Annotated in this window: 26 protein-coding genes; 9 read left to right on the forward strand and 17 right to left on the reverse strand. The window is 63.0% G+C overall.

Translation table 11 applies throughout. From position 1 onward, the window contains the following. Position 1 precedes the first annotated feature (1 nt). The 3 genes from IB265_RS17080 (at position 2) to IB265_RS17090 (ending at position 4,402) form a co-directional block, all read left to right on the forward strand. Positions 2-1,867 carry a flavohemoglobin expression-modulating QEGLA motif protein gene (locus IB265_RS17080; RefSeq protein ID WP_375293070.1) on the forward strand — a complete coding sequence of 622 codons (1,866 nt, stop codon included), beginning with the start codon at positions 2-4 and terminating at the stop codon, positions 1,865-1,867. A gap of 8 nt (positions 1,868-1,875) precedes the next feature. Continuing rightward, complete coding sequence (locus IB265_RS17085; RefSeq protein ID WP_057251852.1) at positions 1,876-2,922, forward strand: glutathione synthetase; 1,047 nt, start codon at positions 1,876-1,878, stop codon at positions 2,920-2,922. Between the two features lie 205 nt (positions 2,923-3,127). After that, positions 3,128-4,402, forward strand: a complete 1,275-nt coding sequence (locus tag IB265_RS17090) for a sugar MFS transporter (protein WP_244495659.1) — start codon at positions 3,128-3,130, stop codon at positions 4,400-4,402. Between the two features lie 110 nt (positions 4,403-4,512). Here the strand turns inward: IB265_RS17090 and IB265_RS17095 are convergent, their stop codons facing one another. The 4 genes from IB265_RS17095 to IB265_RS17110 form a co-directional block, all read right to left on the reverse strand. After that, positions 4,513-5,265, reverse strand: a complete 753-nt coding sequence (locus IB265_RS17095) for an ABC transporter ATP-binding protein (RefSeq protein ID WP_057251854.1) — start codon at positions 5,263-5,265, stop codon at positions 4,513-4,515. Continuing rightward, positions 5,259-6,329, reverse strand: coding sequence for an iron ABC transporter permease (locus IB265_RS17100; protein ID WP_057251855.1), 1,071 nt, complete (start codon positions 6,327-6,329; stop codon positions 5,259-5,261). The genes IB265_RS17095 and IB265_RS17100 overlap by 7 nt, the downstream gene beginning before the upstream one ends. Then, on the reverse strand, positions 6,326-7,465 hold the full coding sequence (locus IB265_RS17105) for an ABC transporter substrate-binding protein (RefSeq protein ID WP_112996266.1): 1,140 nt from the start codon (positions 7,463-7,465) through the stop codon (positions 6,326-6,328). Before IB265_RS17105 ends, IB265_RS17100 begins: the two co-directional genes overlap by 4 nt. Positions 7,466-7,625: 160 nt before the next feature. Next, positions 7,626-8,759: an ABC transporter substrate-binding protein gene (locus IB265_RS17110; RefSeq protein WP_057251857.1), complete on the reverse strand. Its 1,134-nt coding sequence runs from the start codon at positions 8,757-8,759 to the stop codon at positions 7,626-7,628. Between the two features lie 105 nt (positions 8,760-8,864). Here IB265_RS17110 and IB265_RS17115 point away from each other — a divergent pair, with 105 nt between their 5' ends. Beyond that, positions 8,865-9,668 (forward strand): class I SAM-dependent methyltransferase, encoded by an 804-nt coding sequence (locus IB265_RS17115; RefSeq protein ID WP_057251858.1) that lies wholly within the window; start codon positions 8,865-8,867, stop codon positions 9,666-9,668. Between the two features lie 402 nt (positions 9,669-10,070). Here the strand turns inward: IB265_RS17115 and IB265_RS17120 are convergent, their stop codons facing one another. From IB265_RS17120 to nirK, 3 genes are all read right to left on the reverse strand, one after another. Then, positions 10,071-10,718 (reverse strand): Crp/Fnr family transcriptional regulator, encoded by a 648-nt coding sequence (locus IB265_RS17120; protein WP_057252108.1) that lies wholly within the window; start codon positions 10,716-10,718, stop codon positions 10,071-10,073. Between the two features lie 225 nt (positions 10,719-10,943). After that, the gene (locus IB265_RS17125) at positions 10,944-11,861 is read right to left on the reverse strand and encodes an SUMF1/EgtB/PvdO family nonheme iron enzyme (RefSeq protein ID WP_057251859.1); all 918 of its coding nucleotides are present in this window, start codon (positions 11,859-11,861) and stop codon (positions 10,944-10,946) included. A 100-nt stretch (positions 11,862-11,961) separates the two neighbouring features. Further along, a complete protein-coding gene (nirK, locus tag IB265_RS17130) occupies positions 11,962-13,098 on the reverse strand; it encodes a copper-containing nitrite reductase (RefSeq protein ID WP_057251860.1) in 1,137 nt (378 codons plus the stop codon). 340 nt (positions 13,099-13,438) lie between these two features. Here nirK and IB265_RS17135 point away from each other — a divergent pair, with 340 nt between their 5' ends. Beyond that, entirely contained in the window at positions 13,439-14,662 is a 1,224-nt protein-coding gene (locus IB265_RS17135; RefSeq protein WP_057251861.1) for an NnrS family protein, read from the forward strand. Between the two features lie 68 nt (positions 14,663-14,730). On the opposite strand, the gene IB265_RS17140 is transcribed toward IB265_RS17135, so the two are convergent. The 4 genes from IB265_RS17140 to IB265_RS17155 form a co-directional block, all read right to left on the reverse strand. Beyond that, positions 14,731-15,057, reverse strand: coding sequence for a metal-sulfur cluster assembly factor (locus tag IB265_RS17140; protein WP_057251862.1), 327 nt, complete (start codon positions 15,055-15,057; stop codon positions 14,731-14,733). Next, a complete protein-coding gene (locus IB265_RS17145; protein ID WP_057251863.1) occupies positions 15,044-15,574 on the reverse strand; it encodes a DUF2249 domain-containing protein in 531 nt (176 codons plus the stop codon). Before IB265_RS17145 ends, IB265_RS17140 begins: the two co-directional genes overlap by 14 nt. Continuing rightward, complete coding sequence (locus IB265_RS17150; protein WP_057251864.1) at positions 15,555-16,934, reverse strand: hypothetical protein; 1,380 nt, start codon at positions 16,932-16,934, stop codon at positions 15,555-15,557. Before IB265_RS17150 ends, IB265_RS17145 begins: the two co-directional genes overlap by 20 nt. Before the next feature lie 143 nt (positions 16,935-17,077). Beyond that, complete coding sequence (locus IB265_RS17155) at positions 17,078-17,356, reverse strand: DUF2249 domain-containing protein (RefSeq protein ID WP_093235290.1); 279 nt, start codon at positions 17,354-17,356, stop codon at positions 17,078-17,080. Positions 17,357-17,578: 222 nt separating this feature from the next. Here IB265_RS17155 and hemN point away from each other — a divergent pair, with 222 nt between their 5' ends. Next, positions 17,579-18,931, forward strand: a complete 1,353-nt coding sequence (gene hemN / locus IB265_RS17160; protein WP_057251866.1) for an oxygen-independent coproporphyrinogen III oxidase — start codon at positions 17,579-17,581, stop codon at positions 18,929-18,931. Between the two features lie 79 nt (positions 18,932-19,010). Here hemN and IB265_RS17165 read toward each other — a convergent pair whose 3' ends face one another. The 6 genes from IB265_RS17165 to IB265_RS17190 form a co-directional block, all read right to left on the reverse strand. Beyond that, a complete protein-coding gene (locus IB265_RS17165; protein ID WP_057251867.1) occupies positions 19,011-20,912 on the reverse strand; it encodes a nitric oxide reductase activation protein NorD in 1,902 nt (633 codons plus the stop codon). An 8-nt stretch (positions 20,913-20,920) separates the two neighbouring features. Next, complete coding sequence (locus tag IB265_RS17170) at positions 20,921-21,733, reverse strand: CbbQ/NirQ/NorQ/GpvN family protein (protein WP_057251868.1); 813 nt, start codon at positions 21,731-21,733, stop codon at positions 20,921-20,923. A 63-nt stretch (positions 21,734-21,796) separates the two neighbouring features. Then, the gene (locus IB265_RS17175) at positions 21,797-23,143 is read right to left on the reverse strand and encodes a nitric-oxide reductase large subunit (protein ID WP_057251869.1); all 1,347 of its coding nucleotides are present in this window, start codon (positions 23,141-23,143) and stop codon (positions 21,797-21,799) included. 24 nt (positions 23,144-23,167) lie between these two features. Further along, the gene (locus IB265_RS17180) at positions 23,168-23,620 is read right to left on the reverse strand and encodes a cytochrome c (protein WP_057251870.1); all 453 of its coding nucleotides are present in this window, start codon (positions 23,618-23,620) and stop codon (positions 23,168-23,170) included. Positions 23,621-23,790: 170 nt separating this feature from the next. Further along, positions 23,791-24,069: a cytochrome C oxidase subunit IV family protein gene (locus tag IB265_RS17185; protein WP_057251871.1), complete on the reverse strand. Its 279-nt coding sequence runs from the start codon at positions 24,067-24,069 to the stop codon at positions 23,791-23,793. Positions 24,070-24,074: 5 nt separating this feature from the next. Next, a complete protein-coding gene (locus IB265_RS17190) occupies positions 24,075-24,632 on the reverse strand; it encodes a cytochrome c oxidase subunit 3 (protein ID WP_057251872.1) in 558 nt (185 codons plus the stop codon). Positions 24,633-24,755: 123 nt separating this feature from the next. Between IB265_RS17190 and IB265_RS17195 the strand changes: the two genes are divergently transcribed. From IB265_RS17195 to IB265_RS17205, 3 genes are all read left to right on the forward strand, one after another. Continuing rightward, a complete protein-coding gene (locus tag IB265_RS17195; RefSeq protein ID WP_089044838.1) occupies positions 24,756-24,911 on the forward strand; it encodes a hypothetical protein in 156 nt (51 codons plus the stop codon). 279 nt (positions 24,912-25,190) lie between these two features. After that, positions 25,191-25,874: a DUF1326 domain-containing protein gene (locus tag IB265_RS17200; protein WP_057251873.1), complete on the forward strand. Its 684-nt coding sequence runs from the start codon at positions 25,191-25,193 to the stop codon at positions 25,872-25,874. 229 nt (positions 25,875-26,103) lie between these two features. After that, on the forward strand, positions 26,104-26,532 hold the full coding sequence (locus IB265_RS17205; RefSeq protein ID WP_057251874.1) for a hemerythrin domain-containing protein: 429 nt from the start codon (positions 26,104-26,106) through the stop codon (positions 26,530-26,532). The last annotated feature ends 3 nt before the right edge of the window (positions 26,533-26,535 follow it).

Below are 26,535 nucleotides of genomic sequence, written 5' to 3' on the forward strand. Positions count from 1 at the left end.
CATGCGCGCGAGCCCTGACCCGGAGTGGCTCGATGAAGCCATTGCCCGACTGAAGGATGGTCGCGCCGTGCGACGGGACTTCGGCGAGGGTGGACGGCTGCACATCGACCGCCTGCTTCCCTTCCTCTGCGTCCATATCGCAGCCGAGCACCAGCAGCCGGTCGCGCGCGATATCGCCCAGGCGAATGCCGCCTATCTGCTGGCTCCGAGCGTCGATATCGCCGCCGTCGTCATCGAGCGGGTCGGCCGCGTGATCGAAGAGCGGCAGGGCATGTTCATCGTTCTCGAGTTTGCCGAGCTCGAAAGCGATGACCCGCCGGCCAAGGACGCGCCGTTCCTGCCGCCCTTCCTGATCGAGGTCGTCGCCGGGCTAAGCGGCGCCGAGCAGGTTGCCGCGAAAGCACTGATCGAGACCGCTGCGACGATCGAGGGAAAGTTCCGGACCCCGCATGTGACGCTTGTCGAGCGGCAACCGGAGGCACGGGCAGGCCGAAAGACCCTGGCGCTCGACTATCCCCATCTCACCGTGCGTTTTGCCCCCATCTACTGCGAGCCGGGCACCCGCCGCATCTATCCGCAATTGCGCGAGCGGCTGGTTGCGAGCGTCTTCGATGCTGGGCTCCGCGCCGTTGCGGCCTTCGCCCGCGCGCGGTCCGATGACTTCCGGCTACCGACGCATCGCGCCCTTGGCCGGAAAGCCTTCGTCGACGCGGTCGTGCGTGCCGACCGCGGCATCGACGAGATCGCCTCGAGCTTCGATTTCCTGCTCGCGGTGACGCCGATCAACGCCGAAACCGCCTGGGCGGAATTCGCGTCGAGCGGCTTTTCCCGAAGTCCCCGCCTCTACTATCGGCCGCTGGCGCTGCAGATCGAAACGGCCAAGCGCAAACTCTTCACCCTCAACTTCGAACACCTCGAAGATCCGCTGCTTTATGCCCTCTATCGGGAAAAGCAGCAGGAGGTCGATCTGCAGCTCTCGATGATATCCGCGCGCGAGACCCGCAAATTCGTCGAACTCGGCCGCGCACTCTACGGCCCGGTGGAAAGCGACCTTCTCAACGCCGCGTCCGACATCCTCGCGCGCACCGCAGCCGATGGCGCCTCGTCTCCGACATCCGGCAACAAGCGCGACTGCGACTACATAAGGGAGCGAGCCCAGGCGATGATATCAGCCTATCGGCGCCAGTCCGCCGATTTCACCGCGTCCGTCGAAATTCGCGACGACCTGCCAGCCGGCCTGCTCGTCTCGCGCGGTCAACTGCTGATCGCCAGAAGCTCGGCACTCGACCCCGATCGCGTCGAGGCGCTGCTCAGCCACGAGGTCGGCGTGCACCTGCTGACCTATTTCAACGGCTCGGCCCAGGGCCTCCGGATCCTCCGCTCAGGGCTTGCCGGTTACGAAGGCATGCAGGAAGGGCTTGCCGTTTTCGCCGAATACTTGAGTGCCGGCATGACCGCGGACCGGCTGCGGGTGCTTGCGGCGAGAGTCGTCGGCTGCGCGGCCCTGCTTGACGGCGCACTGTTTCCGGAGACCTACCGGCTGCTCGTCGACGGCCACGGCTTCGGCACCACAGAGGCCTTCAACATTACGCTGCGCATCTATCGCGGCGGCGGGCTGGTCAAGGACGCGATCTACCTGCGCGGCCTGTTGCAGCTTCTCGAGCATCTCGCCGACGGCGGCAGTCTCGAGCCCTTCTGGATGGGCAAGATCGCCGCGTCGCATTTCGGTGCGATCCAGGAACTCAATTTGCGCGGCCTCCTTGGTGCCGCGGCCATTCGCCCTATTTTCCTCGATGACGTCAAAGCGCGCGACCGACTTCAGCGAGCCCAGAGGGGAATTACCCCGCTCGACATGGTCGCAGAGTAGGAAACTGAATGCGCATCGCCTTTTTCGTCAACTCCATCGAGGGCGAAGAGACGGTCTATGCGACGACATCGCTTGCGCTTGCGGCACTCGCCCGTGGCCACGAGATCGTCTACGTCACCCCTGGTGATTTCATCCTGAGGCCCGATGGCCGCCTGATGATCCACGCCCTCAACCTCGGCGCGGCGAAGCCGCGCAAGGCCGAAACCTTCATCGCCGCGTTGCGGAGCGGCGCCACGCGGCGTGAGACGCTGGACATCGCCGACGTCGACGTTCTGTTTTTGAGAAGCGACCCGTCGGAAGACGCCGGTCCGCGCCCCTGGGCCACCCAGGCGGGCGTGATTTTCGGGCGGCTTGCGGCCGAGCGCGGGGCAATCGTCGTCAACGATCCCGACGGGCTCACGCGGGCGCAGAACAAGCTCTATCTCCAGGACTTTCCCGAGATGGTTCGGCCGACCACGCTGATCTCGAAGCATATTGAGGAGATCAGGGCCTTTGTCGACGAGCACCCGGAAGGTGTCATTCTGAAGCCGCTGCAGGGCTCCGGCGGCAAGAACGTCTTCAAGGTTAGCTCCAGCCACGAGACGAACCTCAACCAGATCTTCGAGGCGGTCAGCGAGATGGGCTATGTGATCGCGCAGGAATATCTGCCGGCAGCAACGGAAGGCGACGTCAGGCTGTTCCTGATGAACGGCCGGCCGCTCAAACGCGGCGATACCTACGCTGCGGTTCGGCGCGTCCCGGCGGAAGGTGAGCTACGTTCCAACATGCATGTCAACGGCAGGCCCGTCGCCGCCGTCGTCACGCCGGAAATGCTCGCGGTGGCCGAGCAGATGCGGCCGAAGCTGGTGCGCGACGGCATGTTCCTCGTCGGTCTCGACGTGGTCGGCGACAAGCTCGTTGAGGTCAACGTCTTTACCCCGGGAGCACTGCCTGAAATCGCCGAACTGACATCGATCGAGTTCAGCGAGGACATCATGGCGGCGCTCGAACGGAAGCTCGACATCAAACGGGCCCATGTCGGCACACTTACCAATCGCGAACTGGCCACGCTCTGACCGATAGCCGGCCTGCGACCGGGGAAATCCTACCTTTCACACTGTCAAAGCCCTGTGCGCGCGGTATAAGCGCCGCGCAACCGGATATCTTCGTGCTCCCAAGTGAAGATCAACGGCTGCCGCCGGCGCGTCCAATGCGACGCCCTCCCAAGGCCCCAAGCTCCGGCGTCAACGACATCATGAGGTTAAACCATTGGCAGGTATCATCACCAAGGGCGCTGAGCCCACGCGCGCGGCCTCATCCGCGTCACCGGACGCGACGGGCTATCGATTTGCCCTCTTCGCGCTCACCTCACTGTTCTTCATGTGGGGCTTCATCACGTGCCTGAACGACATTCTGATCCCGCATCTGAAGAACGTCTTCTCGCTCAACTACACGCAGTCGATGCTGATCCAATTCTGCTTCTTCGGCGCCTATTTCATCGTCTCGCTGCCCGCCGGCGCGCTCGTCAAGCGCATCAGCTACAAATGGGGGATCGTGCTCGGCCTCGTCATCGCCGCCATCGGCTGCGCGCTGTTCGTCCCGGCGGCAAGCTTTCGCATCTATGCGCTGTTCCTCGGTGCTCTCTTCGTGCTGGCGAGCGGCATCACGCTGCTGCAGGTTTCGGCCAACCCTTACGTGACCGTGCTTGGTCCGCCGGATACGGCCGCGAGCCGTCTGACCCTGACCCAGGCCTTCAACTCGCTCGGCACGACGCTGGCCCCGATGTTCGGTGCAACGTTGATCCTGTCGGCTGCTGTCGTCGCCACTGCCGGCGCGACGCCGGAGCAGCTCGACGCGCTGAGGCTCGCCGAAGCAAGCGCGGTCAAGATGCCCTACCTGCTTCTTGCCGCCGCCTTCCTGCTGCTTGCGGCGCTCTTCGCCGCCCTGAAGCTGCCGACCGTCGAAGTGCATGACGAGATCGAGCCGATCACCGACGGCAAGTCGGCCTGGCACTACCGCCACCTGGTCCTCGGCGCCATCGGCATCTTCGTCTATGTCGGCGCGGAGGTCAGTATCGGCAGCTTCCTCGTCAACTTCCTGAACCAGCCCGACATTGCCGGCCTCTCCGAGGCCGAAGCCGCCCATTATGTGATGTATTTCTGGGGCGGAGCGATGGTCGGCCGGTTCATCGGCGCGGTTGCGATGCGCTTCGTCGACGACGGCAAGGCGTTGGCCTTCAACGCAGTCGCAGCGATCGTGCTGTTGCTGCTAACCGTCTTTGCCGGCGGCAGCGTTGCCATGTGGTCGGTTCTGGCGATCGGGCTTTTCAACTCGATCATGTTCCCGACGATCTTCAGCCTGGCGCTCTACGGCCTCGGGAAATATACGAGCCAGGGCTCCGGCATCCTGTGCCTGGCAATCGTCGGCGGCGCGCTGTTGCCGCTCGTTCAGGGCGGCCTTGCCGACAACATCGGCATCCACCTTGCCTTCCTGATGCCCGTCGCCTGCTATGCCTATATCGCCTTCTACGGCCTGAAGGGGCACAAGCCGACCTGATCTCAGAAGCCGCACTTCGCCGCCTCGGCGGCGAAGTGCTTTCCAGCCTCTTGAATTGGTGCCGTTCCAGACGGAAACCGCTTCAAATTCTCATGGAATTGTTCTGGCGCCTAAAGCGACTCGTCGACGATGACGACCGGACGCCCCATGGAGCAAGCCTCCACACGCGCCTCGACGCGGTAGACCGAGCGCAGCATGTCCGCGGTGATGACCTCATGGGTCGGGCCGCTCGCCAGCACCGAGCCGCCGCTGATGACGATCGTGTCGTCGCAGTAGCGCAGCGCATGGTTCAGGTCGTGCAGCGCGATCAGCACCGCCATGCCCGACTGCGCCGACAGGCGCTTCATGAAGCCGAGTACCTCGATCTGGCGGAAGAGATCAAGCGCCGAGGTCGGCTCGTCCATCAACAGCACTTCGGGCTTGCGCACCAGGGCCTGGGCTATGGAGACAAGCTGGCGCTGGCCACCGGAAAGCTCGCCGAGGCCGCGAAAGGCGAGGTCGGCGATCCGGAGCTCGCCGAGCACCCGGTCGATCTCGGCGAGTTCGGCGTCCTTCACCTTCCAGCCGGAACCCTGCTTGGCCGACAGAAGCACCGACTCGTAGACGGTGAGCACGGCATTGGCGCCGGTATCCTGCGGCATGTAGCAGATGCCCTCGGGCCCCTTGGACGTGTCCGAAAGGTGGACGGTGCCGGGCCCGGACGTCAGGCTTGCGATGCGCTTGAACAGCGTCGACTTGCCGGCGGCATTGGGACCGATCACCGCCGTCAGGCCACCGCCCCTAAGGACACCTGTATTGACGTCCGACAGCACCACGCGCCGGCCATAGTTCGCACCAACCTTTTCCAGCGTCAGGCTTACCATGCACGCCTCCTGTTGGTGAAAATCAGCACGAAGAAGAAGGGCACGCCGACGAGCGCGGTGATGACGCCGATCGGCAGCACCGCGCCGGGAATCAGCATCTTGCTGACGACCGAGGTGACCGAAAGCAGCAGCGCGCCGCAGAGCACCGAGGCCGGCAGGAAGAAGCGCTGATCCTCGCCGACCAGCATGCGGGCGATATGCGGCCCGACGAGACCGACGAAACCGATCGTGCCGACGAAGGAGACCGGGATCGCCGCAAGCAGGCTGACGGTCATCATCGCCTCGAGCCTTAGCCGGCGAACATTGATGCCGAAGCTCGCCGCCTTGTCGTCGCCGAGCCGAAGCGCCGTCAGCGCCCAGGCGTGCCGTGCAAAAAGCGGCAAGGCGAACAGCAGCACGGCGCCGGTGATCCAGACCTTCGGCCAGGTTGCCTTGGTGAGGCTGCCCATCGTCCAGAACACGACCGCGGCCAGCGCTTGCTCGGAGGCGAGGTATTCGAGCAGCGACAGCGCAGCATTGAAGGTGAAGACGAGCGCGATGCCGAGCAGCACGATCGTTTCCACTGTGACGCCGCGCATGGTGGAGGCGAAGTGGATGAAGAGCGCCGCCAGCATCGCCATCAGGAAGGCGTTGATCGGCACCATGTACTGGACCGCAACCGGAAAGACCGCGACGCCGGCAACGAGGCCGAGGGCCGCGCCGAAACCGGCAGCGGCGGAGATGCCGAGCGTGAACGGACTTGCCAGCGGGTTGGCGAGGATCGTCTGCATCTGCGCGCCGGCGACCGACAGCGAGGCGCCGACCGTCACGGCCATCAGCGCGATCGGCATGCGGATGTCCCAGATCACCACCCGGAGCTGGTCGCTCACGGTTTCCGACCGGAACAGCGCCGTCAGCACATCGGCAAGCGGATAATTTGCAGGGCCAAGCGCCATGTCGACCGCGACGGACGCAAACAGCGCGCCGACGAGACAGAAGATCAGCACCAAACGGCGCAGGACGAGCGCGCGATAGCGCCCCCGTCCCTCAACGCCGGAAATCTGGTCAGTCATGGCAACCATCATTCACCATCCTTCGGAAGCGAGACGAAGTAGCCCGGGCGATAGGTCACCGGCAGGAACTTCTCGTGAAACTCGCGGAAAGTCCGGTCCGGGTCGATGTCGGCAAAAAGCTCCGGCTGGAACCATTTGGCAAACTGCTGGATCGGAATGAACTCGTAAGGCGCGCCGTAGAACTGATGCCAGACGGCGTGCACGTTACCTTCCTTCACCGCCTTCAGGCCGGGAAAGCCCGGGCGCTGCATCAGGCCGCGCAGACGCTCCTCAGCCGCCGCCGCATCGGCGCCACGGCCGACGCTGACGAACTGGTTGAGATCGGATTCCGCCGACCAGTTGCTGCCGGTGATGATGACATGATCGGGATCACTGACGATGAGCTGCTCAGGATTGAGGTCGCCGAAGGTGCCCTTGATCACGTCCGAACCGATATTGTGGCCGCCGGCCTCTTCCACCATCTTGCCGAAATTCGCCGGACCGAAGGTTCGGCAGCAGACGACGTCGCCGGTGATACCGGGAGAGCGCTCGATGAAGACTTTCGGGCGTGCGATTGCCCCCGCCTTCTTCAGGCGGTCCGTCACCAACGCGATCTGGGCATTGCGGTATTCGATGAATTCACGCGCCTTTGCCTCGGCGCCGAAGAGTTGGCCGAGGATTTCGACCGATTTCTCGCTGTTGGCAGCCGGATCGACGCGGAAATCGAGATAGACGACGGCGATGCCGGCAGCCGCCGCCTTTTCGATGAAGCCCGATTCCTCGACAGCCTTCTCAGCCTCGAGGTTCAGGGTCAGCACATCGGGCTTCAGCGCGATCGCCGCTTCGAGGCTGAAATCGCCTGAAGGGATATAGCCGAAACGCGGCAGCTTCTCGATCTCGGGGAAGCGCTCGACATAGGCGGCGTAGGAATCCGGGTCCTTTTTCACGAGGTCGTCGCGCCAGCCGACGATCGTGTCGAAGACATGCTCGCCTTTCAGCGCCGCCGCGACATGGATCTGCCGCGCCTCGCCCAGCAGCACGCGCTTGGCGGGCAGCGCGATTTCGACCCGGCGGCCGGTAACGTCGATGATTTCCGCAGCACTAGCCGGCAGAGCCGCCAGCACTATGGCGGCGATCATCGCCGACGCGATTTTCCTGAAGATCGGCATTCTCATTCCTTTCGATCGCGACGCTGCTGCTGTTTTTTTTAAATCGCATGCGATTTAAGGACGAAAACATGCAGCAATTCAAAGTGCTACGGCGACCTTTGCGCGTCTAATAAGACGCGCGGCGCCGTAGAGACCTCCCCTCCTCCGGCTGTCGATCTGCTTACTTGCTGGCCGTCAGCGAAACGAAGTAGCCGCTCTCATAGGGAAGCGGCAGGAAGCGCTCATGCAGCTCCTTGAACGTCGCTTCCGGGTCGAGGTCGGCGAAGAGATCCGGATGCAGCCACTTGGCGATCTGCTGGATCGCGACGAACTGGTAGGGATTGTTGTAGAACTGGTGCCAAATGGCATGGACCTGGCCGTCCTTGACCGCCTGGACGCCGGTAAAGGCCGGGCGCTTGGTCAGGTTTTCGAGCTTGCGGGCCGCTTCCTTTACATCCGCGCCATAACCGACCCCAACCCAGGCGCCGCCCGGCACGTAACCCTGCCAGTTGCCGCCGGTGACGATGATCTGGTCCGGGTTCGCAGCGATGATCTGCTCCGGATTGACCGTGCCGAAGGTGCCGGGAATGATGTCCTTGGCCATGTTCACGCCGCCGGCGAATTCGACCATCTTGCCGAAATTCTCGTTGCCGAAGGACATGCAGCAATCGTCGGAATAACCGCCGGCGCGCTCGACGAAGACCAGCGGCTTCTTCGGGTTGGCCTTCGCCAAAACGTCGGTCACCTTGGCGATGCTTTCGGCGCGGAACTTGATGAATTCTTCGGCCTTCTCTTCCTTGCCGAGCAGCTTGCCCATCACACGCATGCTCGGCTCGGTGTTTTCCATCGGCTTTTCGCGGAAGTCGACATAGACGAGCGGGATGCCGACCTTGGCGAGCTTTTCGATGTAGCCAGCCTCCTCCGTTGCGGTCTTGGCATCGACATTCATCAAGACGACATCGGGCTTCAGCGCGACCGCCTGCTCGATGTCGAAAGTGCCGTCCTTCATGCCGCCGAAGGTCGGCAGCTTGGCGACATCAGGGTATTTCGCGAGATAGGCGGCGTAGCTTTCCGGGTCAGCCTTGGAGAGATCGTCACGCCAGCCGACGACGCGTTTGAACGGCTCGTCACGGTCGAGCGCACCGAGGAAATAGATCTGGCGCCCTTCGCCGAGGATCACGTGCTCGACCGGTACATTGACCTCGACATCGCGGCCGGTCACGTCTTTCAGCGTCACGACATCAGCGAAGGCTGCCGTTGAAAAAAGCACGCAAAAGCCCGTGGCGGCCGCAGCCACCCTGTTGAAAAACCGCATTGTTTTCTGCTCCGCTGGGAAAATCGACGCGATCTAATGTTTCATGACTTTATTAGTCAACATTTATCTTTTAGAACGCCTCCAAACAGAGACGGCGGTATCGACATGAGCGATGTAACGGATCGGCAGAACTACAACCTGCGGGATGAAATCAAGGCCTACTGGTCGGAGCGCGCCGCAACTTTCGATCTGTCACCGGGACATGAGATCTTCTCGGAGGAGGAGCGCGCTGCCTGGCACGCGTTGTTTCTACGCCACCTCGGACCTGGCGCCGGCCGCGCCGCGTTGGACCTTGCCAGCGGGACGGGCGTCATCTCGCACCTGCTCGACGAACTCGGCTTCAAGGTGCAGGGCCTGGATTGGGCCGAACCCATGCTCGAACGCGCCCGCGAAAAGGCCCGCAATCGTGGCCGCTCGATCCGCTTTGCCCTCGGCGACGCCGAAAATACCATGGAGCCCGACGGCCATTACGATGTGATCGTCAACCGGCACTTGGTGTGGACACTCGTCGATCCGGCCGCAGCCTTTGCCGAATGGCTGCGCGTGCTGAAGCCGGGCGGCACGCTGCTCGTCGTCGACGGCGACTTCGTCAACTCGACGGCACTCGAGCGGCTGTTCTCGAAGCTCAGCGCCTGGGGACAACGCCTCGGCCTCTTCAGGGCGGAAACGCCGACCGGTTCACCGCAGATGATGGCGACGCATCGCAGCATTCTCTCCCGCGTGCATTTCTCCAAGGGCGCCCACGCCGAGGCCGTCGTCGAACTGTTGCAGAAGGCCGGCTTCGTCGACATCACGGTCGACAGGGACCTGCGCGAAATCCATCGCACCCAGGCCAAGAACTGGAATGTCTTCAAGGGTCTGGCACGGCAGTCCCAGCATCGCTACGCTGTGCGCGCGGAAAAACCCTAGCAAAATCCTGCCATTGGGATTGCCCGATATCGGTTGATCCCCCACATGATAGGACGGAATTTCGACAGCCCTGTCGTGAACGATGAACTGAAAAAGGTAGAAAAATGCGCGCTACAATCTTGTTGGCAATAGTTCTGGGCCTCGCCGCATGCTCCCAAACCGGCGGTGGCGGTTACAGCGGCAACTACGAAGGCGGCGACGGTGACTTCTATCCTGGGATCGTCGCTCCAAAGTAGACGCTGAACCACCGTAAACCGTGATCTAAGATCCCTTCCCGTCGACATTGTGCAATCCTGCGATTGGCGGGGTGGGTTCTCAATAGCTCGTCACTCGCAAGTGAATGGCCGTCATGCGATGTGGAAGAACGTCGCAGGATCGCGCGCTGGTGTACGGCCGGCCATTCTAGCTGCCAATCCGTTCAGCCAGACGCCGCAAGCCTGGAATGTCCTTGAGCATCAGCTTCTGTCGTCCGCCCTGGACGAGGCCCTGCCCTTCCCAGGCGCTGAGGATGCGCGAGACGGTGTGCAGCGTTGTTCCGGTCATCTCGGCGATATCCTGGCGCGAGATCGGGAAGTCGATGCGGACGCCGCCGCCTTCCGGCTTGCCCGCCTGCTCCGCAAGGCGGAGAACCGTGTGGGCGACACGGCGCTCGACCTCTTCCGTCGACATTTCGCGGATGCGGGTATGCGCCTCGTCGAGACGCTGCCCGATCGTATGCATGGCGTTGACGGCGAGGTGAGGGTTCTTCTCGACGAAGACGTTCCAAAGCTCCGTCGGCCAGGCGAGAACCAGGCTCTCGGTCGCGGCTGTCGCCGTTCCCGGATAGTCGCTGCGCTGCAGCGCGCGGGCAAAGCCGAAGAGGTCCCCGGGATTGACGACCCGGACGATGATCTGCTGCCCGTCCTTGGTGACCTGGGTCACCTTCAGCCGGCCGTGCAGCAGCAGGAAGAAGAAGTCGGCCTGCGCACCCTGCTCGAACACGGCTTCGTTCTGCGGAACACGCCGCACCGTGGCGCGCGTCAGCAGCGAATCCAGTTCCTGATCGCTCATTTTCTGGAAAAGAGGGAGCGATTTGACGAGTGTGCGATCGAGTGCAGCCACTTTGGCATCCTGCCGTTTGAGTTGCTCTGCTCTAGCACAGCCCGGAACCCTGCAAAAGGACCACGGCGCCGCACGTCCTGTCAGATGTGCAAAGGACGCCATAGCACCGCGATTGCCACATGCTTTTGCCGGTTGAGAGGTGCGAGCCCCAGCGGGTCCACTGCCTGCGCCATGTTACCCGGCGCCCTGGAGCCGGCGTTCGAAGGCGTAGAGGAAGCCCGAATACCAGCGGCCGTCGCGCACCAACCGGAAGCCGAGATTATCGGGCGGCACGCCGACGGCGCAGCCGCCACTCTTCGGATCACGGATGAAGAAGCTCATCGATGCCCGGTGCTTGCCGTTGACGACGAAGATGCCGCAGGCGGGCTGCTCCTTCAGCACCTCGCCATCGTCGCCGATCGTCACGCGGCGGTGGCAAGTCTCTGTCCATTCCCAGACATTGCCGTCCAGGTCCGCAACGCCGTACTCGTTCTCGCCGAAAGCGCCCGAAGGCTGCGGCAGCGGGTCCTTCGCCCGCTGCCGGCTCGCCTCGCGCTCGTAGTCTGCCAACCAACGCAGCGCCGGATTTTCCTTGCTGCCGTCGATCCCGAGCGCATCGTCAGGAAACTTGGAGCCGGCGGCAAAGGCCCATTGCTGGTCGGTCGGCAGACGCCAGATTTCGCCGGTCTTCCTGGTCAGCCATGCCGCATAGTCGTTCGCGTCGGTATAGTTGACCCCGGTCATCGGCACGCCCGACAGGCCGGCACCATGGCCGCCCTCCGGCTGCTGGCAGGCGCCGTCGGCGATGCAGCGTTCAAAATCTTGACGCGTCACCTGGTACTTCATGATCTCGAGCGGCTGCTCGAGCGCCGCAACGACGATGGGCGCATCGACAGCAAAGCCGTTCTTCAGGAAGTGTCCCTCCGCCCGATAGCTCATTTGACGCGGTGCGATCGTCACGGTCACCGGCGGCCTGATCGACAGGTCGACGCCGTCCTTGAGATCGTCGAACAGCCCCACCTTCGCCGAAAGCACGCCACCGATTGCGGCCAAAAGGACGGCCGGGGCTGCGAGCGAGAGGAGCGAAACCGCAGATTTCTTGTTGCTGGTCATGGGAGGCCTCCGGGGAAGGGCACGCGCTGACGAGCGCGTGCCTTTGTTCGCGTGCGGGATCGCGCAGATCGCGGCCCCGCAATCACCTTGCTTCAGCCGTCTACATCGACGCCGGCTTGACGACCGAAGTCATGAGGTCGTCGTTCCAATCGCCGGTGACCTTGAAGTGGCCGGCAGCGCCGAGTTCGAAGGCCTCGATCAGGTTGTGGTTGACATAGGCGTACACACCCGGCTGGCGGAATGTGTAGAAGGCAGCGCCCGCGGTTCCGCCCGGAATGAGCCAGGTTTCCTGGTCGAGGTCCGGCGGGTTGCGGAACTTGCCGGTCGCCCAGACATAGTCACCATGCCCACCGATCAGGTGCGGCCGCGTATCGCGGTTGGCCTGCGAATGGACGACGAGCACGCGCTCGCCCACAGCCGCTGTCAGGGCGTTGTCGCCGGTCAGCGCGCCGACCGCGCCGTTGAAGACGATGTGGGTCGGGGTCAGCGTGCGCATCGCCTTCACCGCATCTTCGTAGGCATCACCGGGGGTTTCGTACTTCTTGTAGTTCCCGGCCTCGTCCTTCGGCACGTAGAAATCCTGCTCGCCGACATAGTAGATCTTGTCATAGGTCAACGGCTGACCCTTCTCGTCCTTCAGGCCCTCGCGCGGCAGCACCATGATGGCGCCGTTCATGCCCGAGGTGACGTGCCAGGGCACCATGCCTTCGGGCGCGCAATGGTAGACGAAGACACCGGGCTTGGTGGCCTTGAAGCGAAGCGTGGTTTCCTCGCCCGGGTTGACCTGCGTCAGCGCACCACCGCCCAGCGCGCCGGTTGCGGCGTGGAAGTCGATGTTGTGCAGCAGCGTGTTGGTCGCCGGGTTGATCAGCCGGAGCTCGACATAGTCGTTCTCGTGCACGACCAACAGCGGGCCAGGCACCGAGCCGTTGAAGGTCATTGCGTGGATCTCGGTGCCCTCGCGGTCGATCACCAGCTTCTTTTCCTCGATCGTCATGGTGAACTCGACGACGCGCGGTCCGGTCTTGGCGACCTGTTCATGGGCGTGGACGAAAGGCGGCTTGACGAGATCGACCTTCACGCGCGGCAGGGTCGAGATGTCGACGGGGGCAGCACCCGCTGCCGTGGCGGCGCCGGCCGCCTGTGCCGAAGCGGTATGGAGAAGCGGCGCAACCGCGCCCGCCAGGGCAGCGCCGGCAAGCATCGTCCGGCGGGTCATCTGAAGTTGTTCAGTCATCTTGCTCTCCTTCGACGCGCTCCAGCGGCCGGAATTGGCCTTTCTGCGAAACGCGCCTGTATTCAACGAGTTAGGGTGGGCGGCGCCGACTTGGGCGGCCTCACCTCCGGTCTCGACCACGGGTCCCCCAGCAGTCACAAAAGAAATAGAACCACAGACGAATCGCGTCTTTGTCTTGGAACAAATCGTTTCGAGGCGATCGTTTTTCTTTGCCCCGCATGAACACACCTGGCGGAGCGGGGCCGCGATACTTGCGTTTTCGCAAAGAGCCCCTCTGAAGCCATTGATAGATCAAGCCTCATCCGCAAGTCCGCAAGCACGCACGATGAGGACGACGATCATGTTGGACAGACTCATAAGACCGAAACCGAGCGGCGGCATCCCGCGCGGACTCTCCACCACCGGGCCGGTGCTTTTCTCCTATGGCTTCCGGCCGTTCTTTCTCGGTGCCGCGCTCTGGGCGATCGGTGCCATGGTGCTGTGGATCTCGGCACTGATTCTCGGGCTCGACCTTGCCGGCAACTACGGCGCCGCCCATTGGCACGCACACGAGATGCTGTTCGGCTTCTCCTCCGCCGTGCTCGGCGGCTTCCTTTTGACGGCGATCCCGAACTGGACGGGAAGGCTGCCGGTCTCCGGCGGTCCGCTCGCCGGCCTCTTTGGGCTCTGGGTGGTCGGACGGATCGCTCTGCTATCGAGCGGTTTGATCGGCCTGCCAGTCGCGGCCGGTATCGAAGCGTTGTTCCTGCCTGTGCTCCTTTTGATCTGCGCGCGCGAGGTGATCGTCGGTCGCAAATGGAAAGACCTGAAAGTCATCGGCGGGCTGGTGCTCCTGTCTGCCGCCAATATCTGCTTTCACCTTTCGGTTCTCAGCGACCTCGACGTCGATGCCGCGGCGCGACTGGCGATCGGCGCCTACACCATGCTGATCATGATCGTTGGTGGACGCATTGTGCCGAGCTTCACGCGCAACTGGCTGAACAAGGTCGGGCGCACAAATTTCCCGGTGCCCTATAACCGCTTCGACACCGCGGCGATCCTGATCGGTGTCGCGGCGCTCGCTGCCTGGACCTTCGCACCTGATCACATCGTCACGGGGACGATCGCGCTTGTCGCCTGCGCCTTCCACATGGTGCGGCTGTTCCGCTGGCGCGGATGGGCGACCCGGCCGGAGACGCTACTCTTCGTGCTGCACGCAGCCTATGCCTTCGTGCCGCTCGGCTTCCTGGCCGTCGCCGCCGGAGCGGTCGAACTCCTGAGCGAATACCCGGTCATGCACGTGCTCACCGTGGGCGTGATTGCCTCGATGATGCTCGCCGTCATGACCCGCGCCAGCCGCGGCCACACCGGACGACCGCTGGTGGGATCAACACTCACCACCGCCTCCTACGTCGCCATCATGGCCGCAGCACTGATCCGGCCGCTGGCAGAGGTGCTGCCCGCACACTATCATCATCTGATTGCACTTTCGGGCGTGTTGTGGATTGCCGCCTTCGCGCTGTTCGCGCTCGAATACGGGCCGATGCTGGTCTGCGATCGCCGATCGCCCCGCGCGTCATCCTGACTGCACGTTCGAACCCAAAACAAAAGGCGCCGCATCAGCGGCGCCTTTTGTTTGTTGCAGGACAACTCTTAGAAGATGCCGCCTTGCGCGAATTCGATCGCGCCTTCGGCCATCATCTCAGGCGTCCAGGGCGGCTCGTAGGTCAGGCGGACCTCGGCATATTCGACGCCTGGCACATACCAGACGCAGTTCTGTACGGCCTCCTTGAGGAAGGCCGTCGCCGGGCACCCCTTGATCGTTGTCGTCATGGTGACGCGGGCGATGCCACCCTCCTGGACGTCGATGTCATAGATCAGGCCGAGATCGACGACGTTCTTGCCCATTTCGGGGTCGATGATGATGCGCAGCGCATCGCGGATCTTCGCTTCGAGGTCCAGGGTATCAGGCGCCGACATGGGAGCGCCTCCCGCCGACGCGAATAAGGATCCGGTAGGTCTCGCCGGTCGCATCGAAATTGCCGGCCCATTTGTGCCCGCGTTTGGCGAGCTCCGGATAGAGGAACAGCGGCTCGCGTGCGAGCAAGGCGAAGAGCACTTCACCCTCCGCCATCTTCTCGGCCGTCGCCAGAATGCGCACCATGGGCTCGGGCGGATCGAGCTCGGTCAGGTCGAGCTGGCGGCTCGGGTCGGGCCAGGTGTCGAGATCCGTTTCGCCGACCGAAAGCCGGATTTCGTCTACGTCTCCTTCGGGCGTGAACAGAACCTCCCAGTCGCCATTGTCGAGCGGGCGGTCCTGATGGGTGAAACCACGTCCGGCCATGACGCTGTAGAGCGGAACGGGCCGGAAGGTTGCAATCAGCTTCAGCGCCTGGCCCGGCGCCAGATTGTCAACGGCATTCATGATGGCCTGGAACGGGTCGCTGCCACCGCGCAACAGCGGTCGGACATCGAGTTCATAGGGATCTTGGCTCATGGGAACCTCCGTGAGGAATGGATGGCAAAAACAGGCCTGGTCGAACAAGTCCATCAGGCAATCGAAGTTCAGCCGGAACGTTGATCAGACGCCGTGTTCGCACGAACTCCAGGATGAGCGCATTGACGGCAATCAATTGGCCGAGGCTCGCAAAGCGAAAGAGGACAACACTACCGATCAGCAGGGCCAGAGTACCGAGCGCTACCGTCAGATAATAGAGCCAAAACCAGCGAAGGGCCGAGACCTCGACGACGAGGTCCTGAACCCTTGGCGTTGGCATACGCCCAAGCGCCGGCCCGTAGCATTCGAGCCAGGTCATGAACGGCACGATCTTGTAGAGCTGGGCAAGGCCCATGCCCGTCAGCCAGCCGAAGGCGACGAGATAGATAACGGCACCGGAACCCGCGTCGAGACGGCCGGTCGCGAGCAGCGCGACGAACAGCGCAGTCGCAGCGATCAACGACGCGAAGGCGCCGATGCTGGCGCGGCTGTTGAGCTCGATCGCCTTGCGGCGACGCTCCCGATAGATCCGCAGGATATCGGCGATATAGATCGCCACCACGGCAGCGCCGGAGCCAACGGCGAGGAGTAGGAGCGAGGAGCGACCGAAAGTACCCGCGAGAATGACCGGCACAGCCGCTGCAAGAAGGCCGAGGCAAAGGGCACCAAGCGCGAAGACCACGCGACTGCTTGTCCGCTCCTTGTCCGGCGACAGCATGAACATGGTCAAAAGCCGATAACTGACGCCCATGGTGGTGAAGCTCAACCAGCCGCACAGGCCCAGGGAAGCATGCAGTGAAAGCCCATCGATCGTCAGGTCGATCGCAGCTTCCGCATCGATCAACCCCGACAGTACCCCGGCATAGACGCCGCCGAGCAGCATCGTGCCGAAGAGCGCAGCAAGACCGACCGCGACGAAGCGGGCCGGGAGCGGCAGGGGGCGGGCATGCCAGAGCGTGGCTGCGAAAGCAAAGCCAAGCACCGAAAACCCGACAATTGAGAAAGCGGCTCCCACAGGAAGCACTGTTACCGGAAGATCTATCGCGCCGGACAGGCTGACGAAACCAAGTGTCAGGCCGGCGATGCCGGCGATGAGGAAGAGGAGCGCCGGCAGTGCGACGCTTGGGAAGGAAAGCGGCCGGCCGACGAGGACCGGCACGAACTGCAGCAGCGCGCCGGTCATCAACAGGCTCAACCAGCCCAGGACGACGGCATGGACGAGCGCCAGCGTTTCGGGCGCCTCAAGGGCTGAGACCGGGTAGCCGTAGCCGAGAACCATCATGATCTCGCCAAGGACGAGAAAGATCAGCGCGGCCGCGAAGTAGGACATCGTCCAGCGGGATAGCGTTGCTGCGAACATGGTGGTTCATCCCCTAGAGCACGATGGTTTTGGCCGAGCCGACCAAAAGCCATAAACGTGACCGATTCTCGTAAGTTAGAGCGGGATGTGAGCGGAAATCCGCATCCACTTTTCCCGATCCCGCTCTTGAGGCGCACTGGGGCTCAGTGCCCGCCGCAGCAGCAATCGCAGCCGGAGGACTGCTGCCGGCCGATTTCGACACGCCAGACAGCCGGTCCCTGCTCGAGATACTCCCAGGTGAACTCGCCCGGATAGCGCGTTTCCAGCTGGTAGTGCAGCGGACGCGGATCGTGATCGTTGATGATGATGAAGGCACCACCCTCGGCAAGCGCATTCAGCATGCCGAAGATTTTCGGATGGCGCTCCACCGGCGGAATGGTCCGCACATCGATGAAGGGCTTGTCGGTCTCTGCAATGGTCATAGTCATCCGCTCTAGGCGCCGTCGTTTGATGATGGTCCGGGAAACGCCGGCGCACACGCCCCGGATTTCCGCAACCTAGCGGCGGCGGCACCGCGACATTTTGTCGAAGCGCAAACAAATCCCGGTTTGGCCGAGACCACCCCCGTCCTTGACTTTTCGCAAAGAGTTGCCGGGCCGCGAGGCCTAGAAAGGTGCATCCATCGGCACCCAGATGAGGACGAAATGTTAGCTTCCGCGCTCCTGAAATACGGTGAAATGCGCCTGCCGCGCTACACGAGTTACCCGACCGCCCCACGCTTTGCCGCAACGGTCGACGACCACACCTACGGCGACTGGCTGAAGGCTATCCCCGCAGGTGAGGACGTGTCGCTCTATCTGCACATCCCTTTCTGTCGCTCGATGTGCTGGTACTGCGGCTGCCACACGACGATCACCAAGAAGGACGATCCGATCCTCGATTATCTCGACGTGCTGAGAGACGAGATCCGCATGGTCGCCGACACCGTCGGCAGGCCGCTGCCTGTCGCGGAAGTGCACTTCGGGGGCGGCACGCCCACGATCATCGAGCCGCGCGAATTCCTCGCGCTGATGACGCTGATGCGTGAGCGCTTCGCACTGTCGCCGTCGGCCAACGTCGCCGTCGAGATCGATCCGCGCCGGCTGACACTCGCCATGGCCGAGGCGCTCGGCGAAGGCGGCGTCAAGCGCGCCAGCCTTGGCGTGCAAAGCTTCGATCCCGTTGTGCAGAAGGCGATCAATCGCATTCAGAGTGAGAAGCAGACGGCCGAAGCGGTCGCCCATTTGCGCGGCGCCGGCATTGGCGGGATCAATTTCGACCTGATCTACGGCCTGCCGCATCAAACGGTGCGCTCCTGCATCGAGACTGTCGAAGCGGCCGTCACGATGCGTCCGGAGCGGTTCGCCGTTTTCGGCTACGCCCATGTGCCAAGCTTCAAGAAGCATCAGCGCATGATCGACGAGACGGCACTGCCGGACAGTAGCGCCCGCGCCGAACAGGCGCTGGCCATCGGCGAGGCGCTGATCAAGGCCGGCTACCGGCAGATCGGCCTCGACCATTTCGCCCTGCCTGACGACGACCTCGTCACCGCCCAGGCGACCGGCCGGCTTCGCCGCAACTTCCAGGGCTATACCACCGACAACTGCGAGACGCTGATCGGTTTCGGCGCCTCGGCGATCGGCCGCTCGCGCGACGGTTATGTCCAGAACGAGGTGCCGCCCGGTGTCTATGCGAGCCGAATCGCCTCGGGCCGCCTCGCAACCACCAAGGGCTACCGGCTGACCGACGAGGACCGGCTGCGCGCCGCGATCATCGAACGGCTGATGTGCGATTTCAGTGTCGATATTCCCGCGATCGCCGCGGCGCACGGCCGGGACGGGCAGTCGCTCGTCGAAGGCAACGGCAAATTGGCGGAGCTGCGGCAGGATGGCGTGATCGATATCGCTGATGGCGTCATCACCGTCCGCCCCGAACACCGCTTCGTCATCCGCGCAGTCGCGGCCGCCTTCGATGCCTATATCGACGAGTCCCAGAGAGTACACAGCAAGGCGGCTTGAGCGATCTTATCCCGTCTTGAACGCGAAAGGCCCGGCGATTGCCGGGCCTTCTTGTCTTCTCGGCTGATTTCCACCTCCACTATCCCACCAGATTGCGGTAGATCGCCGGCAGTGCCGCGGGCAGGCGCGAGATGTTGCCGACCACGGCGTAGCCGTTCTGGCCGAACATGGCAGGCACATAGGACTTCGCCTCGCGATCGACCGTGACGGCGAAGGTGTTGATGCCGCTGCGCCGTGCTTCCGTGACCGCACGGCGGCTGTCTTCGAGCGCGAAGCGCCCCTCGTAATGGTCGATGTCGTTGGGCTTGCCGTCGGTCAGTACCAGGAGAAGCTTCTTGCGGTTCGGTTGTCGGCGAAGCTCGGCAGAGGCATGACGGATCGCGGCGCCGATGCGGGTGTAATAGCCGGGCTTCAGCGCCGCGATGCGCGCCTCGACCAGGGGTCCCATCGCCTCGTTGAAGGCTTTCACCGTTTCGACCCGCACCCAGTCGCGCCGTCGCGAGGTAAAGGTCAGGATCGAGTGGTTGTCACCGCAGGCCGACAGCCCGTGCGCCAGGATGAGCAGCGCCTCCTTCTCCACGTCGAGCACTCGCCGGTTGTCGGACCAGGAATCGGTCGACAGCGACACGTCGACGAGGATCGTCACCGCCAGATCGTGCACCTGCGGCCGGCTCATCAGATGGATGCGATCACTGCCCTGGCCGCCAGCGGCGAGATCGGTGCGGGCGCGCACGACCGCATCGAGATCGAGATCGGCGCCGTCGAGTTGCGCGCGCAGCATCTCGTGCCGCGGGCGCAGCACTTCGAACTGGCGCCGCACCCGGCGGATCAGGCTCTTGCTTTCCTCCGTGAGCTCGGTCCGCTCTTCCTGGGCCCAGGCAGGCGTCGCCAGCACCCGGCAATGGTCCTTGAGGTATTGTCCGGTTCGGTAGTTCCATTCGGGATAGGTGAGCTCGGCCGTCAACGGCGTCGCATCGACGGCTTCCGGCGGCAGGTCGAGATCGAAGCGGAAGCGTGCCGAGGGGCGTCCCTTGCGCTCGCCAAGCGTCATGTCGTCGAGTTCCTCGGCCGCCTTGCTGTCGTGGTCGTCGCTGTCGTCGCCGGGACGGTCGACATTGACCATTTCGGCCATGGCGAGGATCTTCTCGAAGCGGTTGAGAATGAAGGGGCTGCGCTCCCCCTTGCGGTTTTCCGGATTTTCGCGCACGGCGACGTGGCGTTCGACTTCGGCAACCGCACTCTGAGTGCCCGGTGTCGCGGCGACATCCTCGTCGCGCGTGGTCGTCGTTTCTGTGCGCAGCAGCGTGTCTGGCCAAAGCGGCATCGGCAGCATCGGCAGGTAGCCGGGCGGCGCGCGATGCGGGAAGATCACCGGCAGCGTCGCATCCGCCTCACCTACGACCTTGCGCAACAGGCGCAGGATACGGTTTTCGAGATGCTGCTCGATCGACGGCAGCGCGCCACGCTGGCGCTCGGCAAGCGTCGCCTCGGCCAGGCGCCGATAGCGCCGCCGGAGACCGGGGAACCGCTGGAATACTTCCTCGACCGTTTCCTGGGCGCGCGATACCAGCGCCAGGTCGCGACGGAGCGGATCGGTTTCGTCGATGGGATCAACGGGCATCGTCGCCATATAGGCGACGAGCCAGTGATAGAGATCCCGGTTCAGGTCTTTCGTCGGAAAAATATCGATCTCGCCCGGCAGCATCAGCGACGCGTGGTCGCGCGCCGGCTGGACGAGCTTCTCTTCGCCGAGCCCCATGCGCTGCCGCCAGCGCAAGCGATGGCCCGACGTGCGCCCGCGGGCGGGTACGATCTGCACCGCCGCCTCGCCGCCGTGTCCGCGAAATGAGACGCCGAGCACCGGCATCATATCGGCGAGCTTCACCGCGTGTTCCGGGTAACGCCGCCAGGTTCTGGTATTACCGACGAAGCGGTGCCAGGCCCGTCCGACGGTCTCTTCGAGCTCGAGGAAATCAAGCATGGTCCACCTCAGGCGATCAGCGAACCGGCCACTTCGAGAAGTGCTGCGCGCACATCCGGTTCATCCGTGAGCGGTTCGATCATCGCGGCGCGCACCGCGTCCCTGACCGGCATGCCGGCATCGATCAGCGAGGCGCAATAGACGAGCAGCCGGGTCGACACGCCTTCTTCCAGATCATGCCCCTTAAGCGCACGCAGCCGCTGCGCGAGGTTGACGAGCGGCGCCACCTGGCTTTCCAGCAATCCACTTTCCTGGGAAACGACTGATATCTCTTCGTTCCGCGGCAGAAAGTCGAACTCGATCGCCACGAAGCGCTGCCTTGTGCTGGGCTTCAGGCTCTTGAGCAAGTTCTGGTAGCCGGGATTGTAGGAGACGATCAGCATGAAGCTCGACGGAGCCTCGAGCAGTTCGCCGGTGCGTTCGAGCGGCAGCATGCGGCGATCGTCGGTGAGCGGGTGCAGGACGACGGCCACGTCCTTGCGGGCCTCGACGATCTCGTCGAGATAGCAGACGCCGCCATTGCGCACGGCGCGGGTCAGGGGGCCGTCGACCCAGACGGTGTCGCCGCCCTTCAGGAGATAGCGGCCGGTGAGATCGGCGGCGGCAAGGTCGTCGTGGCACGAAACGGTCGAAAGCGGCAGGCCGAGCTTCGCTGCCATGTGGCTGACGAAACGGGTCTTGCCGCAACCGGTCGGTCCCTTGAGGAGCAGCGGCAGTTGCCGCACCCAGGCGCTTTCGAAAAGCGCGCATTCATTGCCGGAGGGACTATAGGCGGGAATATCGAGCGCCGCGCGGCTGACGGCGGTTTGGACAGGGCTCATGGCAAGTCTCCATGGTGGGATTTCTTGGGGGTGCCGGCGCGGCAAGCCGCGCCGGTTGCTTGGTCATTCGGCAGGCTGGACGATGCTGGCGAGCTTTGCGCTGCGCTCGCGGCCGGGGACGAGAACCGCCCAGATGAACATCAGCGCCGAGATCAGCACGACGGCACCGGAGCCGAGGCGGATCCAGTAGAACAGCGCGAGCTGGTCCTGGACGTCCATGTAGCTTTCGCCGAGCACCCGCTGCAGGTGCGCCTGGAGGACACCGGCGAAGGTGAGCGCGAAGGTCATGACCGACATGGCGGTGCACATGGTCCAGAAGCTCACCATCGACAGCCACTGGTTATAGGGCGCGCGGCCGCGGATCTCCGGGATGGCATAGGCCATGACCGCCAGGTTCAGCATCACATAGGCGCCGAAGAAGGCGAGGTGTCCGTGGGCCGCGGTCACCTGCGTGCCGTGGGTGTAGTAGTTCACCGAAGACAGCGTGTGCAGGAAGCCCCAGACGCCGGCACCGAAGAAGGCCATAACCGAGCAACCGATGGACCAGAGGAGGGCTGCGCGATTCGGATGCTTGCGGCCGGCCTTCCAGGTCATCACGAAGGTGAAGATCACCATGGTGAAGAAGGGGGCCACTTCGAGCGTCGAGAACAGCGAACCGATCCACTGCCAGTAGCCCGGCGCACCGATCCAGTAATAGTGGTGGCCCGTGCCGAGAATACCGGAGAAGAGCGCCAGGCCGACGATGACATAGAGCCACTTCTCGACGACTTCGCGGTCGATGCCGTTGAGCTTGATCATCAGGAAGGCGAGCACCGATGCCATGATCAGCTCCCAGACGCCTTCGACCCAGAGGTGAACGACGTACCACCAGTACATCTTGTCGAGCGCCAGGTTGATCGGGTTGTAGAAGGCGAAAAGGAAGAAGATCGCCACACCCCAGAGCCCGAAGATCAGGATGTTGGTGACGGTGGTCTTGCGGCCTTTCAGCACCGTCAGCGTGATGTTGTAGAGAAACATCAGCGCGACGATGACGATTCCCACCTTGATTGCGAAGGGCTGTTCGAGGAATTCGCGCCCCTCATGAATGTGCAGGAGGTAGCCGACGACGGCGACGGCCGCGGCGATCAGGAAGATCCAGAACTGCGCAATGGCGATCTTCGTGCTGTAGAGTTCGGTTTCCGCCTCTTCCGGCAGCAGGTAATAGGTCGCGCCCATGAAGCCCATGAGCAGCCAGACGATCAGCGCGTTGGTGTGGACCATGCGCACGATATTGAAGGGCAGGAGCTCGGAGAGCGTATTGGGTAGGACATAGATGGTGCCGGCAAGCACGCCGAACAGCACCTGGGCGAGGAACAGGCCGAGCGCTCCGTAGAAGTAGAGCATCGCGACCTTCTGGGTTTGGTATTTCATGGTGTCACACTCCAATTGCTCTGCTCAACCCGCCTCGTTCGGCGGCCAGTTCTGGGTCTTGATGCGGCTCGTCCATTCGAGGAAATCGGCGAGGTCGTTGAGTTCCTGTTCGGAGAGGTTGAACTGCGGCATCTGTCGCCGCCCCTCGATGCCGGTCGGCTGGGCGGCCATCCAGGCTTTGAGCGTTTCGCGGGCGCCGTCTCGATCGGCCTCGCCGCCGAAGCGCTTCCAGACATTGCCGAGCTCGGGCGCGAAATAGGCGCCCTCGCCCAGGAGCGTGTGGCAGTTGATACAAGAGTTCTTTTCCCAGACGTGTTTGCCGCGTGCGACCGCATCGGTCAGCGTCGTTTCATCCGTCGAGGTCGTCCGCATGTAGTAGTGGCTGTGAGCTGTCAGCCCGACGAAGATTGCGAAGAAAAAGAAGGACCCGCCGTAAAAGACGTTACGGGCCCCGGTTTTGGTGAGGCGTTCTGCCATCACGTGGTCCTTTCGATTTCAGTTGGCCGCGAAGAGCGCGGCCGGCTGATCTGATCCCCTCCCCGTGTGGCGTCGGTACTTCCAACGCCGGCAACAATCGGGGCGAACCCATGTCTAGGGAAATCGGCGGCGGCTTCTTTGCGTTTCGGCAAACAAGTCGGCGGGTGAGCTCAGATGAAGAGAACAGTGCTCAACACCTGCTTCGCTGCGGCGAGCAGGACGAGCGTTACGGGCCAAATCAAAAGGCCTAAGCGAAGGGCGGACGGCGCCTGCCTGAGCCCCATGAAATCGAGCGCGACGAACCGGCATTTGACGACGGCGAGCCCGAGCAAGACCGCGATGACGGGAGCTGTCGGCCCGGCGATCGCCATCAACGCCATGCCCGCGATCACGACCACGGCGAGCACGAGCCAGGTGTTGAACAATTGTCGGGGATTTCGGTCGGTCATGGCACTCACACGAGATAGACGAGCGGAAACATCACGATCCAGACGAGATCGATCACATGCCACAGAGTGGTGATCAGGGTGACGTTGCCGGATGCCGGGCGCCACGCAACGATGAGCAGCACAAAGGCACCGAAGACGACGTGCAGCAGATGGAAACCGGTGACGAGGAAATAGAGTTCGAAGAAGGAGCCGAATGCAGGATCGCCGGCGACGCCCGCCTCCGTGCTGTATTCGAAGAGCTTGATCGCCACGAAGGCAAAGCCGATAAGCGCGGCATTCACCAGCGCCCGCCGGCGCTGCCCGAGCGACGCCCGCGGCCTTGTCGCCAGGGCCGCCTGCCAGCCGCTGGTCAGAAGAACAAGCGTGTTGATACCGGCAAGCAGCGGATCGAGATGCAAACGGGCGGCAACAAACGCGTCCGGCTGGACGAGACCGACAAGCAGAAAACCGGCAAGCAAAATGCCGAAGGCGGCAAGTTCGCTCCAGACGAGCACCCAGAGCAGCAGTGTGTCCGTCGTGTCCTCTTCCGCCGTCGCGGCAATCGGATGACTGCGCGCATCCATGTCAGCGCCTCCGTCAAAAAACTTGAGGCTTGAGCTAGGCACGGGCGCCCACCCTGTCTTTGCGATTGAGCAAAGAAGGCGGCAGGGGGCGGGGCTATTGGCGGGAAACAAAGGAGCCTTCCGATGACAGACGCACAGATCGGCCTTTCCGTCGCCACCCCCATCATCATCGTCTTCGCCCTGGTGCTTTATCGTATGGGCGTGCTTCAGCGCGGCGCGACGCTGTCGGCGATCCTCTCCTCCGTTGCAATCGCGATCGTTCTCTTCCTCGATCGCTAAGGCGCGAAGTCTTCCGCGGCGCCAGCTGCCTGGACCTAAGGGAGTGGACTCATAACCACGCTCGCGGACGGCTTGTCAGATTCCGCTTTTGGAGCGATGAGCCGCCCTTCCAAGTCATGCTATAATCGGAGTTCGAGCCTCGCGGTTGACACATGTCAGCACTGCTCAGCTTCGGTTTCTTCCGCATCCAAACTGGGCGCGTGTCGCGGGCGCGGAGCGATGCAGAAGAGTTCAGCCTGACGAGCTGCCCTCTCTCACGGACTAGGGGAGGATCAGGGTATGATCGACCAATGGCTATTCAAGAGCGAGACTTACGATAACTGCAATTGCGCCATGAACTGCGGCTGCCAGTTCAACCTGCCGAGCACCCACGGCTATTGTCAGTCGGCATTCGTCGGCAACATTGTGGAAGGCTACTTTGGCGATACGCCGATAGCGGGCCTGAACTGGGCGGCGATGTACAAGTGGCCAGGTGAAATCAAGGATGGAAACGGCCAGCGCCTGATCGTTATCGACGAGCGTGCGGATCAAGCGCAACGGAGCGCGCTTGAAGCGATCATCTCGGGCGAAGCAGGCGAACCACTCAGCAATCTGTTCTCCGTGTTCGCATCCACATGCTCGGAGTTTTGCGAGACATTGTTCCTGCCGATTCATCTTGAAGCGGACCTGGAACTCAGAACCGCCAGAGTAGAGATACCCGGCGTCATGCGCAGCAGCGGTCGGCCGATGATCAACGAGTTTACTGGTCAACCGTTCCACATTGCGATGGCACGTCCGAGTGGCAGTTTCGAGTTTACCTACGCAGAGATCGGGCTAGGTACGACTGCGGTCACCGGAAGTATGGAGATGGCCTACGAGGATTCATGGGCGCATTTTTGTGTTCACCACTTCAATCAGAATGGTTTGGTCCGCGAAAGATCAAGACTGACTGCATGGCTTGATCGATTGACACCGCGTCCGTGAATGACGGCGACGGAGCCAAGCCCGGCCAAAGGCCGCGGCCGTGTTCCGGGCTTGCAAACTCCAAGTCACAATCTGATTGCTGTGACAAGGACGCCCGTCGCCAACGCGTTCGTATCGCGCGAGACAAGCGTCCGAGCCATGAACGGTCACGCCGCAGACTTTGAGAAATGTCAAAGAGGACCGTTGCCGTTGGGTGTAGTTCAAGCACGACACTCAACGGAGCAGATCGATGCAGCAGCAATTTTCGGAACACCACGAGCTGGGACAGGCTTACCGCGAGCTTCTTTCGCTGTGCGATCGCCTCGAGACGCTCGCCGATTCCATTCCGCGCCGCATCGACCTGACAAGCTGCCGCGTGATCATGACGGAACTTCCGGAAAAGCTCCGGCGCGTCCACGCGCTGGAGGAAATGATCCTGTTTCCTGCAGTCGAAGACCGGCGAGCGACTGATGATCGCGACGCCTTGATCGCCCGACTGCGCGCCGAACACGACCAGGACGATCGGGCAGCCGCCGAACTGGTGCACGTGCTGAAGGCCGTTCTCGACAACAGGGCTTCGCTCAGCTGGGATGCGATCGGCTACATGTTGCGGGGCTTCTTCGAAACCGTTCGCCGCCACGTGGCAACGGAACGCCTGCTTCTCTGGCGCCATGCGTGAGGA

The sequence above is a fragment of the Ensifer sp. ENS10 genome, assembly GCF_014852025.1.
GTDB lineage: Bacteria > Pseudomonadota > Alphaproteobacteria > Rhizobiales > Rhizobiaceae > Ensifer.